The sequence below is a fragment of the Pseudomonas sp. 14P_8.1_Bac3 genome, from assembly GCF_025466085.1.
Classification (GTDB): domain Bacteria; phylum Pseudomonadota; class Gammaproteobacteria; order Pseudomonadales; family Pseudomonadaceae; genus Aquipseudomonas.
Window position 1 is genome coordinate 84,354 of sequence record NZ_JANLOD010000072.1, and the last position, 20,142, is coordinate 104,495.

Sequence of the window (20,142 nt, forward strand, 5' to 3'; positions counted from 1 at the left end):
ATGGCTCTGAAGGCCAGCTTATGGCGGTGCATTCAAGCGGTCGATGGCTGGGTCGCCAGATAAAGTTGGCGGTAGGCAGCGACCAGTTGCTCCAGGCTGAACCCAAGGTTTCGCCCACTCGGATTGGGCAGGATCCACACCGCGGCATTGCCGAATGTGCCGGGCTGCAATCCCCAATCAATCTTGCGCTGGCTGGATAGCGCGGCATACGCCGCTTTACCGAGGAACGCCACAAAGCGTGGCGCATGGCGGGCGATCTTGTGTTCGAAGGCCGTCGCGGCCGCGTGGAATTCGTCGGCAGACAGCTGATCCGCCCGCGCCGTGGGCCGATCGACCACCGCGGTCAGGCCACACTGATATTGCAAGAGCGAACGGTCGTTTTCCGGGCGTAGTTCTTCCGGGGTAAAACCGGCGAGGTGCAGCGTGCGCCAGAAACGGTTGCCCCGGCCGGCGAAGTGATGCCCTTGGGCGGCGGCCAGCAGCCCCGGATTGATCCCGCAAAAAACCACCGTCAGGTGTTCGGCCAGAATGTCGTCGAGTCCCACTGTAGAACCTCTCAGCCGCAGATAACGTTGACCGCGTTGCGTGCCAAAGCCGTCAATTCTTCTCGGGATTTGCCGGCCCGGGCGCGGATCGAAATGCTGTGCAGCAACGAGGACGCGAGGACGGCAAGGGCGGCCGGGTCGGCATCGGCGTTCAATTCACCTTTATCGATGGCCGCGCGCAGGCGGGTTTCCAGGTCGGCATCAAGGCGGCTCAGGCGGTCTGACAGTACCTCGCGTATCTGCGGGTCTTCCACGGCTTCAGTGGTCGCGGTGCCGATGGCAAAGCAACCTCGGGGTTGGCCGTCGCCGGAAAAGTAGATCGATAACTGCCCCTCATAAAACTGCATCAGCGCCTGGCGCAACGGCAGTTCTTCGTCCGTGAGCGCCGCCTGCATCGACGCCGCCGCGAATTCCCAATATTGCTCCAGCGCCTTGATGTACAGCGCGTGTTTGTCGCCGAACGCTGCATACAGGCTCGGACGGTTCATGCCGGCAGCCGTGGCGATGCTGTCCAGTGACGCGCCGGAATAGCCAGTGTTCCAGAACACGCCCAATGCCTGCTGCAGGGCGGTTTGCGGGTCATACGCACGAGGGCGGCCGCGGCCTTTACCCTCGGCAGGTTTATTTTGTTCCATGTCGTACAAAATCCTTGAGTGGGAGAACGATGTGGGGATATTCTTACACCATCGCACAAAATTAAGGAATCAGAAATTCCTTGGTTGAAGGTTTGTTGAAGCGGCGCTCGAACAGGGTGAAGCGGCTACGAAACAGGTGCGGCGGAGCGATCCTCCTTTTCGCGCACGGCAAGGCTGTTTTAGCGGGTATTAACCCGATTTTCCCGGTTAGAGGTGCATTCGATCATGACCAGCAGACAGTTCGATCTTCCAGCAACACAGACCTTCGAGCATCCAGGGCCGGCCTATCCAGACGCGCCGAAAAAACCGCTCAAGGAAAAACTGCGGCCCCTGTTGATGGTGGGTGTCCCGGTGATTTTTGCAGCCGTTGGCTACGCGCATTACCTGGCGGGCGAGCCGTATGTCTCGACCGACAACGCCTACGCCCGGGTGGCGAAAGCGTCGATCAACGCGCGTATTTCCGGGCAAGTGGTCGAGATCGCGGTCGAGGACAACCAGCTCGTGCAAAAGGGCCAGGTGCTGTTCCGCATCGATCCGAAACCGTTGCAGATCGCGGTTGACCGCGCCGAAGCGCAGCTGAGCGTGGCGCGGTTGCGCATCGATGGGCTCAAGGCCAGCTACCGCCAGCAACAGGCCGAGTTGCAGTCGGCCAGGGAGTCGGCGGATTTTGACCAGAAAGAGTTCGCGCGCAAGAAGGCGCTGGTGGCGTCCGAGTTCGTCTCGCGCGCCGCCTACGAACGGGCGGACACCGACCTTAAAGTCGCGCGTCAACGCGTTGCGTCTGTCGAGCAGCAGCTCGCCAACACCGTCGTCGCGTTGAATGGCAATCCCGACATCGATGCCGACGCTCACCCGACGGTCCGCGAAGCCCGGGCGCAGCTTGATGAGGCGCAGTTGTACCTCTCGTATGCAACGGTCTACGCGCCGGTCGACGGCATCGTTGCCAAGGTTGACGACTTGCAGGTGGGCAATTACGTCAACAACGGCGCGCCGGCCTTTGCGTTGCTCTCCGATCGCGAAATCTGGATCGAAGCCAACTTCCGCGAAACCGAAGTGACGCACATGCGCCCCGGCCAGCAAGCGACCATCCGCATCGATACCTATCCGGATCACCTGTTCAAGGCCCACGTCACCAGCCTGAGCCCCGGCGCCGGTTCGGACTTTGCCTTGCTGCCGCCGGAAAACGCGACCGGTAACTGGGTCAAGGTGGTGCAGCGGGTTCCGGTGCGTCTTGAGCTTGATGAGGCCTCTCCAGCGTTGCCGCTTTATTCCGGGACCAGCGCCACGGTCAAGGTCGACACCGGGTATCGCGCGCCTTGGTGGCGTCCGCTCAAAGCGCTGTTGTCCGCGGGGACCGAGTCATGAACGCGCAGGTGGCCAACCCGGCAGGTGAGGGCGCCCGTGCACTGCGCCTGAGCGCATTACTGGCAACTTACATGCAGTCGGCCAACCTGCCGCTGCCCAACGCGGTGCTGCGCTTGATCCAGGGCACGATGTCGATGAGCGACGACCAGGCGGGGTGGATCTTCACCGCATACCTCGCGGCCAGCGCCATCACCTTGCCGATCGCGCAATGGCTCGCCGCGCGCTATGGCTTGAAGCGGGTATATCAGGCGGCGCTGGCCTTCTTCGTGCTCGGCTTGGTGCTGGGCACCTGGGCAACGACGCCGCTGCAATTCATCGGCGCTCGGATCATGCAGGGCCTGGCGAGTGGCGTGCTGGCGCCGCTGTCGATGGCCATTGCGTTGGAGACATTGCCGGTCGAAAAACGGGCGAAGTTCGGCGCGACCTGGACCGCCATCGTGCTGTTCGGCATCGTCAGCGGCCCGAGTATCGGCGGCTGGATCGCCGAGCATTTTGGTTGGCGGCCGATCTTCTACATCAGCCTGCCGCTGGCGGCGTACATCTTCATGGTGATGGCGCTGTGGCTCAAGGAGAAGAAGGCCGACCCGGCGCCGGCGTTCGATTTCTTCGGCTTCGGCACCTTTACCCTGAGCCTGATCAGCCTGCAAATGCTGCTCGACCGGGGTGAACGCCTGGACTGGTTCGCCTCGACCGAAATCTGCCTGGAGGCGCTGGGCTGCGCGCTGGGGCTCTATCTGTTCCTGGTGCATGTGCTGACGAGGAAGGTGCATTTTCTCAACAAGCGCCTGTTCGACGACCGAAACTTCGTGCTGTCGACGGTCATCTTCTTCGCGGTCGGTTTCGTGCTGCTGTCGACCATGGCACTGACCTCGCCAATGCTCGACGAGATCCTTGGCTATCCGCCGGACACCACCGGGTCGCTGACGATCCCGCGCGGTATCGGGCTGGTGGGGGCGTTCCTGCTGATGGGCCGTGTGCCCGAGCGTTTCGACCGGCGCGGGTTCGTGGCGGCTGGCGTGGCCGTGGTGATCTACGCCAACTGGCTGATGCTCGGCTACTCGCCGTTGATGGACTGGTCGCCGGTGGCGCTGGCCGGTGCGATCCAGGGCATCGGGATCGGCATCCTCATGCCTTCGCTGACCAAGGTCGCGTTCAGCACCCTCGACCCGTCGCTGCGCCCGGAAGGCACCGGTCTGTTCAATTTGTCCCGGGTCTACGGCAGCACCCTCGGCGTGGCGATCGTGCAGTTGTTTTTCTTCAACAACACCCAGGCGATGCACATGGCGCTGGCCAGCAACCTGACGCCGTATCACGCCGCGGCGCCGGGCTCGCTGCAAGCACTGGCGGAGCTCAACGAAATGATCACTGGCCAGGCGGCTTTTATCGCTGTGATCGATCAGTTCAAGATTTTGATGGTGGCGATGCTGGTGGTCAGTCCACTGGTTCTGTTTCTTCGCAAGCCTGTTCCGACCAACTGAATTTGGGGAGTTTGCTCAATGAAATCCTCTGCACGCTTTATCAATAAACCGCCGTTCAAACACACCTTTGGCGCGATGGCAGCGCTGCTGTTCCTGAGCGCCTGCGCCGTCGGACCCGACTACCAGATGCCGCCGCCGAGCCTGTCGCAGCACTACGATCAACAGGCCGAGCAACGTCTCGGTCAACAACAACGCATTGACCTGGGCCGTAAGGTCAACGGCGACTGGTGGTCAGCGTTTCAATCGCCAAAGCTCGACAAGGTGGTGCGGCGCGCCATCGACGGCAACCTGGAACTGGTCGCGGCGGACGCCACGATCCGCCAGGCCGCGTCCTCGGTGGCGGCGGCGGAAGGTGCGTTGTATCCGCAGGTGGACTTCGGTGCGCAGGCGGGTCGGCAACGGGTTCACAACGGGAAAGAACCGGCGATTTCCAACTTTTACGCCATCGGCCCGCGGGTCGGTTTCGACCTTGACGTGTTCGGCGGCAACCAGCGTCTGGTCGAACAGCAGGACGCATTCACTGATCTGCAAAGGCATCGCTATGAGGCGGCGTACCTGACCCTGACCGGCAGCGTCGCCAGCCAGGCGTTGCTGGTGGCCTCGGCCAATGCGCAGATGCGGGCTGTCGAGACGTTGCTGGCGAATGACGCGCGCAACCTCGAACTGGTGCGCATGGCTCACGTCAACGGCACCACTACGCAAATCGATGTGGCGCTGGCCGAGACGCGTCTCGCGCAAGACCGCACGCTGTTGCCGCCGCTCGCGCAGCAGCGTGATTCGGCGCGCCATGCGCTGTCGATCCTGACCGGCAAAGGTCCGGGCGACTGGAGCGCACCGGATTTCGACCTGGACGAATTCGTCTTGCCCGCCAACGTGCCCGTCAGCGTGCCATCGGAGATGGCTCACGAGCGGCCGGATGTGCTGCAAGCCGAAGCGCAACTGCACATGGCCAGCGCCGCCGTTGGGGTCGCGACCGCCAACCTCTATCCCCACGTGACGCTGTCGGCGTCGCTGGCGCAGGCCGCATCCGGCAATGGTGGCGCCGCACTCTGGGGCTTCGCGGCAGGGCTGGCGGGCCCGCTGTTCGATGGCGGCACGCTCAAGGCTGAACGGCAGGCGGCGGTCGACGGTTACAAGGCGTCGCTCGCCGGTTACCAGCAGACCGTGATCAGTTCGTTCGGTCAGGTCGCCGACACGCTGCAAGCGATCAACCACGACGCCGAGGAACACCAGGCGCAGCAGGCGGCGTTACAGGCGGCGCAAACCAGCTTGCAGTTGAACCGGCAGGCCTACGCCCAAGGCGAGAACAGCATCCTTCAAGTGCTGGAAGCGGAACGTGCCTATCAGCAGGCGTTGCTCGGGCAAATCAGAGTGAAAACCGCGCAGTACCTCGACACGGTGCGGTTGTACGTGGCGCTCGGCGGCAATTCTGTCGGTGCCTTCGAGCAACGGGTTGCTTATCGCGAAGGCCAGAAACCTTCGTATCAGTAGTGGCTGCGGCCCTGAATAGTGGAGAAAAGAGATGTCTTATGAAGCGTTTCACGATGGCCTTCGCGATACCCGATTTGCGCTGAATCACGGCGCAGTGGACATGCCGGCGGTTGGATTCGGCACGCTGTTTCGCGATCTCGGTGTCACCACCCAGGCGGTCACGGACGCACTGGATGCCGGCTTCCGCCACTTCGATTGTGCCGAGCGCTATCGCAATGAAGAGAACGTCGGGGTGGCGCTAAAGGCAACGCTGGACGCCGGCAAGATCCGTCGCGAAGACCTGTTCATCACCACCAAGCTGTGGAACACCAACCACCGTCCCGAGCGGGTGCAACCGGCGTTCGAGGCCAGTTGCCGACGCCTTCAGGTCGACTACATCGACTGCTACCTGATCCACACACCGTTTGCCTTTCAACCGGGCGACAACCAGGACCCGCGAGATGAACAAGGCAACGTCATCTACGATTCAGGCGTGACCCTGATCGAGACGTGGCGGGCGCTGGAGCGTCTGGTGGATGAGGGGCGGTGCAGGTCCATTGGCTTGTCGGACGTCACATTGCCAGCATTGCAGGCGATCGTGGCCGAGGCGCGGATCAAGCCTTCCGTGGTGCAGGTCGAGTCCCATCCGTATTTACCGGAATGGGAACTGCTGGAGTTTTGCGAAGCCCATGGGATCATCCTCCTGGCGTTCGCACCGCTCGGGCATGGCATGGAGCCGAACGTACTGCAAGACGTGGTGATCACCGGCATCGCCCGACGCGTGCAGAAAACGCCGGCGCAAGTGGCGCTGGCCTGGGCCGTGCAACGAGGTGTGGCGTTTCTGACCACGTCGGCGACGCCGAGTCATATTCGGGAGAACTTTGATATTTCCACGTTGCCGCAGCGGGCGATGCAGGAGATCAAAGAAGAGATCACCACCCGGATCCGCTTCAACTCCGTGGTGGAAACCGGCGTGCCGGGGTTTATTCCACGCAAGAAGTAACCCGAGACGAAAAGGGCGGCCTTGTGTAAGGTCGCCTTTTTTTATTCCTTCCATTGAGGCCCAGCGATGGACATTTTCCAGACCATGCGTTTTTTCGTTGCCGTCGCGCAAACCGGCAGCTTTACGGCAGCGGCGCAGTTACTGGACACCACCACGACCAACGTTTCCAAAGCCGTCACCAGCCTCGAAGCCCGGCTGCAAACACGCCTGATCAACCGCACCACCCGGCGCCTGGCGTTGACCGAGGCCGGGATTCGTTACTTGCAGCGCTGCGAGAAAATTCTGGAGGAGGTGCGGGAGGCCGATGAAGAAGCGGGCACCGCGCACACCACGCCGGTGGGCCGGCTGAAGATCCATGCGATGTCGGCCATTGGCAACCATTACGTGATCGATGCGATTGCCAAATACCGGGAGACGCATCCATCCGTGATGTTCGACCTGACGGTGACCAATCGCCTGCCGGACTTGCTGGAGGAGGGCTATGACATGTCGATCGTGCTGGCGCGGGATCTGCCCGATTCCGGGTTTGTCGCCCAGCGACTCGGCGTCACCTACAGCATCCTCTGCGCCTCACCGGCGTATTTGCAGAAACGCGGCTATCCCGACTCTCCAGGGGCGCTGGCAGAACATGATTGCCTGCGGATCGTGAACACGGTGATGCCGGTTGAAAACTGGGCGTTCGAGGGGCCGGATGGCGTGGAAACGGTGACCATTCCGGACTCTCCGATTCACGTCAACACCGCCGACGCGATGACGATCGCGATCATCAAAGGGATGGGGATTGGTATTCAACCGATTGCTTCTGCGGTAGTGGGGCTTAGAAGCGGAACGTTAGTGCGGGTATTGCCGGACTATCAATTCGAGGAGTTCAACTTGTTTGCGATCTACCCGTCACGAAAGTTCGTCGACGCGAAGATAAAAACCTGGGTGGATTTTTTGAAAAATTACATACCGGTGTTGTTGGCAGCCGATGAAGAAGTTGTGGGTTCAGCGGAGAAACGCTAAGCGGTGAGCGGCAGGCATGGAGTGTCGACCCTCCATCGACCGCACGGTCATCAGCCGTTTGAACAACCGGTGCCCATGACCTGGTACTGCAGGGTATGGCGCTGGCCCTGCGAATCTTCATAGGTCATTTGTACGGGTACTGGCGCGCATTCGTTGGCGATTTCCGACACCGCGATGACTTTCTGAATGTCGAGTTTCATGCCGTAGTGGTAACTCTCAACCGGAATCTGGCTGGCCGCCGCAGTAGTGGGTGCTTCTTCCGAGAAGGCTTGTGCGGCAACGCCGGAAAGTGCAAGAAACAGGGCGATTTTTAAAGTTTTCATGATGTTCACCTCGCATTGATTTCAGTGGTTTCCCGCGAGTGAGTTGCGGCTTGGTTGCTTTGCTCGCTGGGTGAAATGAATGCTAGGGGTTTATCACTTGCTCAAATAGCAGCCGGCTGGACAAACACTGTTGCCGAATTACGCAGGTATTCAGGCGGGGCGTTATTGAATGGTTATTTTCTTTGCTTCCTGCGGGGCATCGACGAGGGCGAAATCGTTCTAAAAACACCGCTGCGCCACGCCGTGGGTGGGCTAGTCTTGAAGATGTAGGTGAAGACGCAGACTGATGCGCAAGCGGATGGCAAGGGGACGTGGGGCGACGTTCCGAAGGGTACACGGTTAGAAAGATCTCCGCGCTGAGATCCAGCCCTTACGCCGTGTGAAGCAGAGGAGCACAAAACTGTTCTGTGAGAGTCCTGATAAACCTTGTAAGCCGGAGACCAGCACCGGCCACCTACTCAAATCCCAAAGCCCGCCTTGTGCGGGCTTTGTCGTTTGGGCCGGGCGCGGGATTGTCTGAGTCGAGCCTGCTTTTGACGGCGGGGCGTCTGGTTGCCCGCGTTATCGTTGACGACCATCGTCGGAACGCCGCCCGGAGCCTGCTCGCTCCTGCAGGGGGCTGCGGTCGGCACGCACGCGGTTTGGTTGCTGTGGCAGTCCTCGCTGCCCAGATCTACCGGGACACCGATTTTGGCCACTTCAATCCCCTTTTGGCCGACCTCGCACTATCAACTGACCAACGCGTCAGCAAGAATCGAGGCAAGTTGCTGTTCCAGCACACTCGCAAAACCACAACTAGAATCCAGTTTTCCTTGCCCTTGGCAATGTTCAAGACCTGCCGTGTACAGAACATAAAAACCAACGCGACACACTTGGGGAATTCATTCATGGTCACGATGAAACGCATACTGGGCGCCACCGTCTGTGGGCTGACGCTGCTGGCCAGCGCGGTGCAAGCCGAACAGCGGGAATTGCGGGTGTACAACTGGGCGGATTACATCCTGCCATCGGTGCCCAAGGATTTCGCCGAGAAAACCGGCATCAAAGTGACCTGGGACACCTTCGATACCAACGAATCGCTGGAAGCCAAGTTGCTGACCGGCAACTCCGGCTACGACCTGGTGGTCCCCTCCAATCAATTCATCGAAACCCAGATCAAGGCCGGTGTGTTCCAGAAGCTGGACAAGTCCAAGCTGCCCAACTGGTCGCACCAGGACCCGGCGCTGCTCAAGCTGCTGGACAAGAACGACCCCGGCAACCAGTACGGCGTGCCCTACATGTACGGCACCGTGCTGATCGGCTTCAACCCGGCCAAGGTCAAGGCCGCCCTGGGTGACAATGCGCCGGTGGACAGTTGGGACCTGGTGTTCAAGCCAGAGAACATGCAGAAGCTCAAATCCTGCGGCGTGGCGATGCTCGACTCACCTTCGGAAATCCTGCCGCTGGCCCTGCACTACCTGGGGCTCGACCCGAACAGCCAGAATCCGGACGACTACGAAAAAGCCAAAGCGCTGATGCTGAAGATTCGCCCCTACGTCACCTACTTCAACTCCGCCAAGTACATGACCGACATCGCCAACGGCGATATCTGCGTCGCCATCGGCTACTCCGGCAGCTTCTACCAGTTCGGCAATCGCGCCAAGGAAGCGGGCAACGGCGTGGTGGTCGACTGGCGCTTGCCGAAGGAAGGCGCGCCGATCTGGTTTGACACCTTCGCCATCCCGAAAAGCGCGAAGAACGTCGAGGAAGCCCACGAATTTCTCAACACGTTGCTGGACCCGAAAGTCATCGCACCGATCAGTGATTTCCTTGGCTACCCTAACGCCAACAAGGACTCGATTGCGCTGATCAACAAAGACATCACCGGCAACCCGAACCTGACGCCGACCAGCGAAGCGTTGAAAACCCTGTACGTGGTGCAGCCTTTGCCGCAGAAGCTTGAGCGGGTGCGCACGCGGGTCTGGACCAGTATCAAGTCCGATAAATAGGAGGTTGGGCCACACTGTAGGCGCGAGCTTGCTCGCGAGGGTCGTCAACGATGACGCGGGCTCTCTGGGCGCCCGTGTTGATTGGACGATTTTTCGCGAGCAGGCTCGCTCCTACAGGAGAGCGATATGCTTTAGATCCTCGCCAGCGCCTGCGCCAGGTCCGCACGCAGGTCCTCGACATCCTCAACCCCCACCGACAACCGCACCAAACCGTCGCCGATGCCAAGTGCTGCGCGGGTCGCGGCGGGGATGGTGGCGTGGGTCATGATTGCCGGATGCTCGATCAGGCTTTCCACCCCGCCCAGGCTTTCCGCCAGGGCAAAGATGCTGACGTTCTCGAGAAAACGCTTGGCCCCGGCCAGATCGCTTTTCAGGTCGACCGAAATCATCCCGCCGAAACCGCGCATTTGCCGCTTCGCCAACTCATGTTGTGGGTGCGAAGGCAGGCCCGGGTAGTAGACGCGCGCCACTTGCGGCTGGCGCTCGAGCCATTGCGCCAGTTCCAGCGCGTTGCTGCAATGACGCTCCATGCGCAGCGCCAGCGTCTTCACCCCACGCAGGGTGAGAAACGCATCGAACGGCCCGGAGATCGCGCCCACCGAGTTCTGTAAAAAGCCCAGGCGCTCCGCCAGTTCCGGACTTTTCGCCACGGCGATGCCGCCGATCACGTCGGAGTGGCCATTGAGGTACTTGGTCGTGGAGTGCAGCACGATGTCGAAACCCAGCTCCAGCGGGCGCTGGATCCATGGGCTGGCGAAGGTGTTGTCGGCCACGCAGATGATGTCGCGATCGCGGCAGGTGCGCGCGACGGCGGCGAGGTCGGTCAGGCTCAGCAGGGGATTGCTCGGCGTCTCGACCCAGACCATCCGCGTGTCGTCCTGCAACGAGGCTTCGAAGGCCGCCAGGTCGGTCAGGTCGACGAAGCTGAAACGGTGCCCGGCGCTGCGTTTGCGCACCTTGTCGAACAGGCGGAAGGTGCCGCCGTACAGGTCGTTGCCGGAAACGATGTGCGAGCCGGCGTCGAGCAATTCCAGCACCGTAGAGATCGCCGCCAATCCGGAGGCGAACGCGAAGGCCTGGGTACCGCTTTCAAGGTCGGCGACGCAGCGCTCCAGGGCGAAACGCGTCGGGTTGTGCGAGCGTCCGTAGTCGAAACCTTTGTGTACACCGGGGCTTTGTTGCAAGTAGGTGGAGTTGGCATAGATCGGCGGCATCAACGCCCCGGTGGTCGGGTCCGGCGTCTGCCCGGCGTGGATCACCCGCGTGGCAAAGGCGCGTGGCGCGGCATTTTCATCGTGTTGACTCATGCAAGGGATCTCCGCAAATGATTGAGCAGGTCGACGCGGGTAATCAGGCCATGGAAGCCTGAGGCGTCGGCGATGATCGCGACCAACCCGCGATCGAGTTCGGTCTGCAATTGGGCCAGACTGGCGCCGGCCGGCAGGGTTTCCACTTTGTCGGTCATGGCGCTGGCCACGGTCAAGCGGAAGTGTGAAGGATCTTCCTGCATGCCCAGCAGAATGTCGGATTCGTCGATCACACCGACCAGCTTCTGCCCGTCCACCAGCACCGGCAATTGCGACACATCCGCCAGGCGCATGCGCTGGAACGCGGTCAGCAGCGTGTCGTCGGGGCCGACGCTGATCACCCGGCCATCCTCGAACCGCCGGGCGATCACGTCGCGCAAGTCGCCATAGGGTTTGCGCGCGAGCAAGCCCTGATCGTTCATCCACTGGTCGTTGTAGACCTTCGACAGGTAGCGAGTGCCGGTGTCGCAAACGAAACTCACCACGCGCTTCGGCTCGGTCTGCTCGCGGCAATAGCGCAGCGCGGCGGCGAGTAAAGTGCCGGTGGAGGAACCACCGAGAATACCTTCGGCGCGCAGCAACTGGCGGGCGTGATCGAAGCTTTCCTCGTCGCTGATCGAATAGGCGTGATGCACGCTGGACAGGTCGGCAATCGACGGAATGAAGTCTTCGCCGATGCCTTCCACCGCCCAGGAACCGGGGGTGGTCATGGTGCCGCTGCGGCTGTATTCGGCCATCACCGAACCCACCGGATCGGCCAGCACCATGGTCAGGTTCGGCTGCACACGCTTGAAGAAACGGGTCAGCCCGGTCAGCGTGCCAGCGGAACCGACCCCGACGACGATGGCGTCTACGTCATGCTGGGTCTGCGCCCAGATCTCCGGCGCGGTGCTGCATTCATGGGCCAGCGGGTTCGCCGGGTTATTGAACTGGTCGGCGAAAAATGCGTCGGGAATCTCCAGCGCCAGCCGTGCCGCGACGTCCTGATAATACTCGGGATGGCCCTTGCCGACGTCGGAGCGGGTGATATGCACCTCGGCGCCCATGGCCTTGAGGTGCAGGACTTTTTCGGTGGACATCTTGTCCGGGACCACCAGCACCACCCGATAGCCTTTGGCGCGGCCGACCAGCGCCAGGCCAAGTCCGGTGTTGCCTGCGGTGGCTTCGACGATGGTGCCGCCGGGCTTGAGCCGGCCGTCGCGCTCGGCGGCATCGATCATCGCCAGGCCGATGCGGTCCTTGATCGAGCCACCGGGATTTTGCGATTCGAGCTTGAGAAACAGCGTGCACGGGCCGGTATCAAATCGGCTGACGCGCACCAACGGCGTGTTGCCAATCAGTTCAAGGACGGCAGGGCGGGAATCGTTGGGCATGTGGTCACCTCTTTGCGGGCAGTCGCACGGGATGGACGGCAATCGGTGGCGATCCGCGCGCGCCAATTGCCTGCAATGCATCGCTTGGACCATAGGCCGCGATTGCCGCACCCGCAACCTTGTACGGCCAGCCGGTCGCGTGACGGGCTGGAGAGAATCCGCAAACCGGCAATACTGAAGCGACCGGTATTCCGAAGAGGACGCGCACCATGAACAAGGAAAGCAGCGGGGAAGCATCCGCCTCTGCGCTGATCGACGCACGCATCAGGGAGCTGAACGACTGGCGCGGCGAGACGCTGGCACGGGTCCGGGCGCTGATCAAACAGGCGGACCCCGAAGTGGTCGAGGAATGGAAATGGCGGGGCGTGCCGGTGTGGTCCCATGGTGGCATCATTTGCACCGGCGAGACTTATAAGTCGGTTGTGAAGATGACCTTCGCCAAGGGTGCGGCGCTGGAAGATCCATCGGGGCTTTTCAATGCGAGCCTGGAAGGCAACACCCGAAGGGCGATTGATGTGCATGAGGGCGAGGCGATTGATGAAAAAGCGTTCAAAGCGCTGATCCGCGCGGCAGTGACGCTCAACACCTCCAGGTAACCCTGCGCGACTGTATTCCTGTGTATCTGGGAGGCCCGCAGCTAAGTGCGCATACAAAACCGTGCCCTGAACGACACGTTCGCGATACAGGGCGGCGGCCTAATGGCGACACCGCAACGGTATCCACCGGAGAAATGCCATGTTCCGCTTGAACCCTCGTCACACCGCCAGAATGCTTGGCATCGCTGTCGTCACCACTGCCGCACTCGCTGCCTTCTCGGGCGTGTCCCAGGCCGAGGAAGTGAAGGCCGCTGCCAAGAGCTGGCAGGCAGGTCTACATCGCACCGATCTGGTCCGCAAGGACCTGGGCGTCGCTGATCAGGAAGTGATTCAGGTGCGGGTTGATTTCGATGCGGGTGTCGCGTCCCCCAACCACTCCCACCCTGGCGTCGAGGTGGCTTACGTCATCGACGGCACCTTCGAATATCAACTGGAAGGGCAGCCTCCGGTGACGCTGAAAACCGGTGACTCGCTGTACATCCCGGCCGGGGTCGCGCACATCGCGAAGAACGTCGGAACGCAAAGCGGCTCGGAGCTGGCGACGTACATCGTGAAAAAGGGTGAGCCGCTGGTTAAGGTCAAGCAGTAAGGCCCGACACAAAATCCGTCGTACGCGGACGATTGTGCCGACCATGAGATCGCCATCGCCGGCAGGCCGGCTCCCACAGGATCGGGTTTGCACGCAGACATTGTGGGACCTAGCTTGCTAGCGATGACGGCCGTGAGAGCACCATCGCCGGCAGGCCGGCTCCCACAGGATTTGGGTTTGCACGCGGACCATTGTGGGAGCTGGCCTGCCAGCGATGACGGCCGTGAGATCGCCATCGCCGGCAAGCTGACTCCCACAGTCGCCGCGCGATACGGTGCATCGCTGGCTGCGAGGGTGCGTTCGTGACGTGTGCTCGCGGTGCACGGCGCCTTAAAAGGTGAACGAGCGGGACGAATGCTGACCCAATTCGACATCCAGCAAGTGCTCGGCCAGTACATCGTTGAGGAAGCGGAACTGATCGTTGAGCCCGACCACTTCGTTGCTGAAGTGATTGGCGGCGGCCGGCATCAGCAGTGCTTCGAAGTTCTTGTCGAACACCAGCGACAGCGCTTTGCGCGAGACGACCTGCTGCGAGTAGTAGTTGCTGCCGAATACCGGAAAGCTCACGGCGAGGGTGACGGTGTGGATCATGATGTGCGCTCCTCGGTCAGGACGTACCACGAAAGGACGGTCAGCGTGAGGGCTGTCAGGGCCAGGCAGGTCAGTAGATGAGTCAACATGATTTTGCCCCTCCGGTTCGGGGTTTTGTGTCGGGTTGGGGTTGATCCTACGCTGTCGAGTTTTTTGCGGAAGGCATTCGCGGCGATGGTGAATATCGATATAAGTGATGGTCGATTGTTTGGGGTGCCCGCCAGGAGGCGTTGAGAAACACCGTCAACATCAAAAACAGCCACCGACAGCCGCCTATACTCAAATCAGAATGCCTTTTGACCCCCGAACGCCCGGTTCGGGAGGAGTCTGCAGGAACCACGATCTTGAGCCTGCGTTCGCTGATCGTCGCCGTGCTGCTGGTGTTGGCGGGATGCGCCATGCCTGCGCGTGCCCCGGCGCCAGCGCCGCCGGTGATCATTTCCCAAAGCACCTGGCAGCAGGTGGACCGGGACATCGTCGAGGCCTCGAAATCCGCCACCGAACAGACACGGATCTACTCCCGCGGAGCCATGGAGTACTGGCGCACCCGGGTTTATCAGTTGACCGAAGAAAACTTCATTCCCTGGTTCAGCAGCTACTGGACCCAGGAATGGTTGTCGATGAAGGTCAGCTGGTACACCCTCAGTGCCCAGGGCGAGCAGGATGCCTCGGCCAAGCGCCTGGCCGCCTATCTGCTGGAGCAATACCAGGAGCGTGTGCTCAACCCGGTCGCGGTAGAGATTGATCCCGACCAGATTCTCGGCCTGGCGACGGCGTTCTACGTCGACATTCTTCAGGAGGAGCTGCAGAAAATCTCCCAGCGCTACGGCGTGCCCATGGCCCAGCTCAACGGTCGCCTGCAGAAAATCCCCGCCATCGCCCTGGGACCGCCGCCGGCCCGGGATGCTTCGCTGTACCAAGTGGTGCGCACCCAGCCGCTGAACACCTTGCCGGCTTACGCGGCGTTGATCGACAAGATCCACCAGGCCGGTGGCAGCAAAGGCGTTGATTCGACCGACACCGCCATGGCCCCGGTGGCCAAACGTGCCAGCCAGCGGATGGAAGCCGAAATGGCCCCGCGCGGCGCCGCCAGTGCGGTGGCCGCGGCGGCGGGCAAGCTCGCCGGGGGCTTGATTACCGTGGGGGTGGCGGGGATTCGCGCGCTGATCCAGGCGAGCGAGCGGCCGGACAGCGAAGCGCTGATCCGCAGCAGTCTGGGCAACACGTTCGACAAGGCCTGGATAAAACTGGTGCAGAACCCGACCACCGGCGTCATGGCAGGAACGTTGTACATGGCAGGGCAGATCGAGGGCCATCTGGCGGGGAGCGCCGGCGTACCGTCGGTCAGTTCGGGCAGCGCTGCTGTCGATTGGCGTCCGCCCGAACCGACTAACCCGCAGATCGACCCTCAACCCCCCGCAGGAGAATGACCATGTCCTACGTTGATGGCTGCGTGTTCGCGGTGCCCACCGCCAACCGTGAGAAATTCAAGAAACACGCCGAGACTGCCGCGGTGATCTTCAAGGAAAGCGGCGCCCAGAGCATCGTCGAGTGCTGGGGCGATGATGTGCCCGACGGCAAGCTGACCTCGTTTCCGCTGGCAGTGAAGCTCAAGGACGGCGAAACCGTGGTGTTTTCGTGGATCGTCTGGCCGGACAAGGCCACCCGCGATGCCGGCATGCAGAAAATGATGGCCGACCCGCGCATGCAGCAGGACGTCAATCCGATGCCGTTCGACGGCCAGCGGATGATCTTCGGTGGCTTCAACGTCCTCTTGCAGGCCTGAGACCCGGCAGGATCACTCCGAGGCCGGGGTGATCCTGCAACTCTTGCGATTGCGGATCTCGCTGTCCGTCGGTCGCTCCCGGACAAACTCGAAACGCGGCTCACCTTCGCTATAGTGAACCAGCCAGCCCCATTCCAGTGTTGACTCATCCTGACCCGGTTGCGGTGGCATGGCCCACCACGGCTCTTTGCTGATGATCTCTCGCATGGCCTTGTCCCGTTCATTCGCTGGCTTCAACTATAACGTGCATGTCAGGAGGTGCCAGGCGTGAGCGACGAAACCCGCGAGCCGGTCAAACGGCTGTTTTTTGCCCTGGACTGCCCGCCCGAGCAACGCAAGGCCATCGCCCGGTGGCGCAACGCGCTTGAACTGCGCAACGGACGCCCGGTGCCGACGGAGAATTTTCACCTGACGTTGCTGTTTCTCGGCGCGGTAGGTGTGGCGCAGATTGCCGAGATCTGCACGGCGGCGGCAGCGGTTCGCGTGCCGGGTGTGCCGTTGCGGGTGGTGCTGGATCGGCTGGACGTCTGGCGCAGGGCAGGGGCGTTGGTGCTCGCTGCGGAGCAGGCGCCGCCGGAGTTGCTGCGGCTGGTGTACGCGCTGGAGCAAGCCATGTTGCCGTTTGGATTCGAGGAGGCGCCGAAAGAATTTCGGCCGCATTTGACGTTGGCGCGGGATTATCGCGAGCCGGTGCCTGAATCGACGACGGCGCCGGAGTTTTTTCTGCGGGCGGATCGATTCGCCTTGTTCGAATCCCACAAGGGCCGCTACCGAGCGTTGGCCGAATGGCCGCTCATTCCCGCATGAACGCAATCCTGTAGGAGCCAGCCTGCTGGCGATGCACTCAAGAGCGCCGCGTTCATCCAGACAACACCCGTCATCGTTGACGACCATCGCCAGCAAGCTGGCTCCTACAGGGATTGTGGGATGGCGGAAGGCAAAAAAAAGCGCCCGAGGAGGGCGCCCAAATTCACCTTAACCGAGGAAGCCAGGTGAGGCCGTTCTGCAGAGAGGATGCAGCGGTGGTAAGGCGCTGCTTGAACGGAAAACGGGAATTGATGGTGGATTTCAGGGCTTCATCGCGAGCAGGCTCGCTCCCACAGGGTGTGTGGTGAGCGCTGAGCCCTGTGGGAGCGGTGTTATGCGTGTTTACTTTCCGAGCTTCACTCGCGTCCAGCCCCGGGTCATCACGCGCTGCACACCGATCGGCATGTCCGGGATCGCATACAGCGTCGCCATCACGTCCTGGGACGGGTACGACCCCGGATCGTCGCGAATCGCCTCATCCACCAATGGCGTCGCCGCGGCGTTGGCGTTGCTGTAGCCGATGTTGTTGGTGATCTCGGCGATGATGTCCGGGCGCATCAGGAAGTTCATGAACAGGTAGGCGTTCTCTACGTTCGCCGCGTCCCGCGGGATCGCGACCATGTCGTAGAAACTGCCGGCGCCCTCTTTCGGAATGCTGTAGTCGATCTTCACCTTGTCGCCCGCTTCCTGCGCGCGGGCCTTGGCTTGCAGCACGTCGCCGGAGTAGCCGACCGCGACGCAGATATTGCCGTTGGCCAGGTCGGAGATGTACTTCGACGAATGGAAATACGCCACCGACGGCCGGATCTTCATGAACAACGCTTCCGCTTCGGCGATCTGCCCCTTGTCCTGGGAGTTCACCGGGTAACCCAGATAGTGCAGGGCCGCGGGCAGCATCTCGGTCGGCGAATCGAGGAAACTGATGCCGCAGGCTTTCAGTTTCTCGGCGTTTTCCGGTTTGAACAACAGGTCCCAGGAGTCGGTCGGCGCATTGGCACCCAGCACTTCCTTGACCTTCTGCGGGTTGAAGCCGATGCCGATCGAACCCCACATGTACGGGAACGCATGGCTGTTGCCCGGGTCGCTGGCCGATGCGTTTTTCAGCAGCACCGGGTTGAGGTTTTTCCAGTTCGGCAGCTTCGACTTGTCCAGTTCCTGATAGACGCCCGCCTTGATCTGCTTGGCCAGGAAACTGTTGGACGGCACGACGATGTCGTAGCCGGATTTACCTGCGAGCAGGCGAGCCTCAAGGGTTTCATTGCTGTCGAACACATCGTAGGTCACGCGGATGCCGGTCTCGTCTTCGAACTTCTTGACAGTGTCCGGGGCGATGTAGTCCGACCAGTTGTAGACGCGCAGTACCTTGTCATTGGCCTGGGCGCCGGTGGCGATCGCGCCCAATAAGGACAGTGTCAGCAGAGTCCTGCCAAACATTTTCATCGGTACAACTCCATTCTTCTTGTTTCAAAATCAAAAGCGCAAAACCGCGACGGCACTAGGCCGTCGCTTCTACCATTTGCTTTTTCGGTGATTGCCAGGATTCGCTGGCGGTCTGGTCCATGGCTTCCTGGATTGCACGTTTACGGGTGGCTTCGGCGCGGCGGCTGAAGTACCAGACCATGAAGGTCACGATCGAAACGGCGAGCAGAATCAGGCTGGCCACGGCGTTGATCTCGGGTTTCACACCCAGACGCACCGCCGAGAACACTTCCATGGGCAAGGTTGTCGAGCCCGGCCCGGAGACGAAGCTCGCCAGCACCAGGTCATCCAGCGACAAGGCAAACGACATCATGCCGCCGGCCGCCAGTGACGGTGCGATCATCGGGATGGTGATCAGGAAAAACACCTTGAACGGCTTCGCCCCGAGGTCCATGGCCGCTTCTTCGATGGACAGGTCCAGCTCACGAAGGCGCGCGGAGACTACCACTGCCACATAAGCGGCACAAAAGGTGGTGTGAGCGATCCAGATCGTGACGATGCCACGCTCCATCGGCCAGCCGATCAACTGCGCCATGGCCACGAACAGCAGCAACAGCGACAGACCGGTGATCACTTCCGGCATCACCAGCGGCGCGGTGACCAGGCCACCGAACAGCGTGCGACCCTTGAAGCGCGTGACGCGGGTCAGGACGAAGGCGGCCAACGTCCCCAGCGCGACGGCGGCAATCGCGGTGTAGCAGGCGATTTCCAGCGAGCGCACCACCGAGCCCATTAGTTGCGTGTTGTCGAGCAGGCCGGCGTACCACTTGAACGACCAGCCACCCCACACCGTCACCAGCTTCGAGGCGTTGAACGAGTAGATCACCAGAATTAGCATCGGCAGGTAGATAAACGACAGGCCGAACACCAGCATCAATTTTGAAAAACCGAAACGTTTCATCCCCGTGCCTCCATCTCTTTGGCCTGGCTGCGGTTGAACAGCAGAATGGGCACAATCAGGATCAACAGCATCACCACCGCCAGGGCAGACGCCACCGGCCAGTCGCGGTTGTTGAAGAACTCTTGCCACAACACACGGCCGATCATCAGGGTTTCCGGGCCGCCCAGCAGTTCCGGAATCACGAACTCACCGACCACCGGAATGAACACCAGCATGCAACCGGCGATGATGCCGTTCTTGGCCAGCGGCACGGTGATTTTCCAGAAGTTGTTGAAGTTGCTCGAACCCAGGTCCGACGCGGCTTCCAGCAGGCTTTGATCATGCTTCACCAGGTTGGCGTACAGCGGCAGGATCATGAACGGCAGGTACGCGTACACCACGCCTATATAAACGGCGGTGTTGGTGTTGAGGATCTCGATCGGGTGATCGGTCAGCCCGGTCCACATCAGGAACGCGTTCAGCAAACCGTTGTTGCTGAGGATGCCCATCCACGCATATACGCGGATCAGGATCGCGGTCCAGGTCGGCATCATGATCAGCAACATCAGGACGTTTTGCGCTTCTTTGCTCGCCTTGGTAATGGCATAGGCCATCGGAAAACCGAGCACCAGGCACATCAACGTACTGAACAGCGCAACCTTCAACGAACCCAGGTAAGCCGAGATGTACAACTCATCCTGGGTCAGCAGCAGGTAGTTGCCGACGTTGAGGAACAGCTGGAATTTCTGCTCGGCGAAGGTGTAGATCTCCGAGTAAGGAGGGATGGCCAGCGCCGCTTCCGAGAAGCTGATCTTCATCACCAGGAAGAACGGCAACAGGAAAAACAGGCACAGCCACAGGAACGGAACCCCGATGACGAGCTTTCGACCACTCGGCATCAGCCGCATGAACTGCTGATTGA

General features: G+C 61.2%; 21 protein-coding genes. 11 read left to right on the plus strand and 10 right to left on the minus strand.

All coding sequences use genetic code 11. The features are described from left to right. Nucleotides 1-32 precede the first annotated feature (32 nt). Nucleotides 33-545 carry a G/U mismatch-specific DNA glycosylase gene (mug, locus tag NTD84_RS25680; protein ID WP_262171449.1) on the minus strand — a complete coding sequence of 171 codons (513 nt, stop codon included), beginning with the start codon at nt 543-545 and terminating at the stop codon, nt 33-35. Nucleotides 546-556: 11 nt separating this feature from the next. After that, nucleotides 557-1,180 carry a TetR/AcrR family transcriptional regulator gene (locus NTD84_RS25685; RefSeq protein WP_262171452.1) on the minus strand — a complete coding sequence of 208 codons (624 nt, stop codon included), beginning with the start codon at nt 1,178-1,180 and terminating at the stop codon, nt 557-559. Nucleotides 1,181-1,405: 225 nt separating this feature from the next. On the opposite strand from NTD84_RS25685, the gene NTD84_RS25690 reads away from it, so the two are divergent. The 5 genes from NTD84_RS25690 to NTD84_RS25710 all read left to right on the plus strand — a co-directional run bounded on the left by NTD84_RS25690 (nt 1,406) and on the right by NTD84_RS25710 (nt 7,501). Next, nucleotides 1,406-2,545, plus strand: a complete 1,140-nt coding sequence (locus NTD84_RS25690; protein WP_262171455.1) for an HlyD family secretion protein — start codon at nt 1,406-1,408, stop codon at nt 2,543-2,545. Beyond that, nucleotides 2,542-4,023 (plus strand): DHA2 family efflux MFS transporter permease subunit, encoded by a 1,482-nt coding sequence (locus tag NTD84_RS25695; RefSeq protein WP_262171457.1) that lies wholly within the window; start codon nt 2,542-2,544, stop codon nt 4,021-4,023. The genes NTD84_RS25690 and NTD84_RS25695 overlap by 4 nt, the downstream gene beginning before the upstream one ends. A gap of 18 nt (nt 4,024-4,041) precedes the next feature. Continuing rightward, nucleotides 4,042-5,514 (plus strand): efflux transporter outer membrane subunit, encoded by a 1,473-nt coding sequence (locus tag NTD84_RS25700; RefSeq protein WP_262171460.1) that lies wholly within the window; start codon nt 4,042-4,044, stop codon nt 5,512-5,514. A gap of 31 nt (nt 5,515-5,545) precedes the next feature. Next, nucleotides 5,546-6,496, plus strand: a complete 951-nt coding sequence (locus NTD84_RS25705; RefSeq protein ID WP_262171462.1) for an aldo/keto reductase — start codon at nt 5,546-5,548, stop codon at nt 6,494-6,496. A gap of 66 nt (nt 6,497-6,562) precedes the next feature. Continuing rightward, nucleotides 6,563-7,501: a LysR family transcriptional regulator gene (locus tag NTD84_RS25710; RefSeq protein ID WP_262171465.1), complete on the plus strand. Its 939-nt coding sequence runs from the start codon at nt 6,563-6,565 to the stop codon at nt 7,499-7,501. 50 nt (nt 7,502-7,551) lie between these two features. On the opposite strand, the gene NTD84_RS25715 is transcribed toward NTD84_RS25710, so the two are convergent. Continuing rightward, nucleotides 7,552-7,824 carry a DUF2790 domain-containing protein gene (locus NTD84_RS25715; protein ID WP_262171468.1) on the minus strand — a complete coding sequence of 91 codons (273 nt, stop codon included), beginning with the start codon at nt 7,822-7,824 and terminating at the stop codon, nt 7,552-7,554. A gap of 887 nt (nt 7,825-8,711) precedes the next feature. On the opposite strand from NTD84_RS25715, the gene NTD84_RS25720 reads away from it, so the two are divergent. Beyond that, nucleotides 8,712-9,812, plus strand: coding sequence for a polyamine ABC transporter substrate-binding protein (locus NTD84_RS25720; RefSeq protein ID WP_315975576.1), 1,101 nt, complete (start codon nt 8,712-8,714; stop codon nt 9,810-9,812). A gap of 131 nt (nt 9,813-9,943) precedes the next feature. On the opposite strand, the gene NTD84_RS25725 is transcribed toward NTD84_RS25720, so the two are convergent. After that, nucleotides 9,944-11,119 carry a cystathionine gamma-synthase gene (locus NTD84_RS25725; protein ID WP_262171470.1) on the minus strand — a complete coding sequence of 392 codons (1,176 nt, stop codon included), beginning with the start codon at nt 11,117-11,119 and terminating at the stop codon, nt 9,944-9,946. After that, nucleotides 11,116-12,492, minus strand: coding sequence for a cystathionine beta-synthase (locus NTD84_RS25730; RefSeq protein ID WP_262171473.1), 1,377 nt, complete (start codon nt 12,490-12,492; stop codon nt 11,116-11,118). Before NTD84_RS25730 ends, NTD84_RS25725 begins: the two co-directional genes overlap by 4 nt. A gap of 209 nt (nt 12,493-12,701) precedes the next feature. Here NTD84_RS25730 and NTD84_RS25735 point away from each other — a divergent pair, with 209 nt between their 5' ends. Together NTD84_RS25735 and NTD84_RS25740 are read left to right on the plus strand one after the other, a co-directional pair. Continuing rightward, nucleotides 12,702-13,088, plus strand: a complete 387-nt coding sequence (locus NTD84_RS25735; protein WP_262171476.1) for a DUF1801 domain-containing protein — start codon at nt 12,702-12,704, stop codon at nt 13,086-13,088. Between the two features lie 139 nt (nt 13,089-13,227). Then, entirely contained in the window at nt 13,228-13,677 is a 450-nt protein-coding gene (locus tag NTD84_RS25740) for a cupin domain-containing protein (RefSeq protein WP_262171478.1), read from the plus strand. 330 nt (nt 13,678-14,007) lie between these two features. Here the strand turns inward: NTD84_RS25740 and NTD84_RS25745 are convergent, their stop codons facing one another. Continuing rightward, on the minus strand, nt 14,008-14,268 hold the full coding sequence (locus tag NTD84_RS25745) for a hypothetical protein (RefSeq protein ID WP_262171480.1): 261 nt from the start codon (nt 14,266-14,268) through the stop codon (nt 14,008-14,010). A 344-nt stretch (nt 14,269-14,612) separates the two neighbouring features. Here NTD84_RS25745 and NTD84_RS25750 point away from each other — a divergent pair, with 344 nt between their 5' ends. After that, nucleotides 14,613-15,698 carry a hypothetical protein gene (locus tag NTD84_RS25750; protein ID WP_262171483.1) on the plus strand — a complete coding sequence of 362 codons (1,086 nt, stop codon included), beginning with the start codon at nt 14,613-14,615 and terminating at the stop codon, nt 15,696-15,698. Between the two features lie 2 nt (nt 15,699-15,700). After that, nucleotides 15,701-16,054 (plus strand): DUF1428 domain-containing protein, encoded by a 354-nt coding sequence (locus tag NTD84_RS25755; protein ID WP_262171485.1) that lies wholly within the window; start codon nt 15,701-15,703, stop codon nt 16,052-16,054. A gap of 12 nt (nt 16,055-16,066) precedes the next feature. Here the strand turns inward: NTD84_RS25755 and NTD84_RS25760 are convergent, their stop codons facing one another. Then, nucleotides 16,067-16,261 (minus strand): hypothetical protein, encoded by a 195-nt coding sequence (locus NTD84_RS25760; protein ID WP_262171487.1) that lies wholly within the window; start codon nt 16,259-16,261, stop codon nt 16,067-16,069. Nucleotides 16,262-16,321: 60 nt separating this feature from the next. Here NTD84_RS25760 and thpR point away from each other — a divergent pair, with 60 nt between their 5' ends. Next, complete coding sequence (gene thpR / locus NTD84_RS25765; RefSeq protein WP_262171490.1) at nt 16,322-16,861, plus strand: RNA 2',3'-cyclic phosphodiesterase; 540 nt, start codon at nt 16,322-16,324, stop codon at nt 16,859-16,861. 342 nt (nt 16,862-17,203) lie between these two features. Here the strand turns inward: thpR and NTD84_RS25770 are convergent, their stop codons facing one another. Genes NTD84_RS25770 through NTD84_RS25780 form a run of 3 tightly spaced genes read right to left on the minus strand, consistent with a single transcriptional unit; the run spans nt 17,204 to nt 20,119 of the window. Further along, nucleotides 17,204-18,301, minus strand: coding sequence for a polyamine ABC transporter substrate-binding protein (locus tag NTD84_RS25770; protein ID WP_262171492.1), 1,098 nt, complete (start codon nt 18,299-18,301; stop codon nt 17,204-17,206). Between the two features lie 55 nt (nt 18,302-18,356). Further along, nucleotides 18,357-19,241, minus strand: a complete 885-nt coding sequence (locus NTD84_RS25775) for an ABC transporter permease subunit (protein ID WP_262171494.1) — start codon at nt 19,239-19,241, stop codon at nt 18,357-18,359. Further along, nucleotides 19,238-20,119 carry an ABC transporter permease subunit gene (locus NTD84_RS25780; protein ID WP_262171788.1) on the minus strand — a complete coding sequence of 294 codons (882 nt, stop codon included), beginning with the start codon at nt 20,117-20,119 and terminating at the stop codon, nt 19,238-19,240. The genes NTD84_RS25775 and NTD84_RS25780 overlap by 4 nt, the downstream gene beginning before the upstream one ends. Between the last annotated feature and the right edge of the window lie 23 nt (nt 20,120-20,142).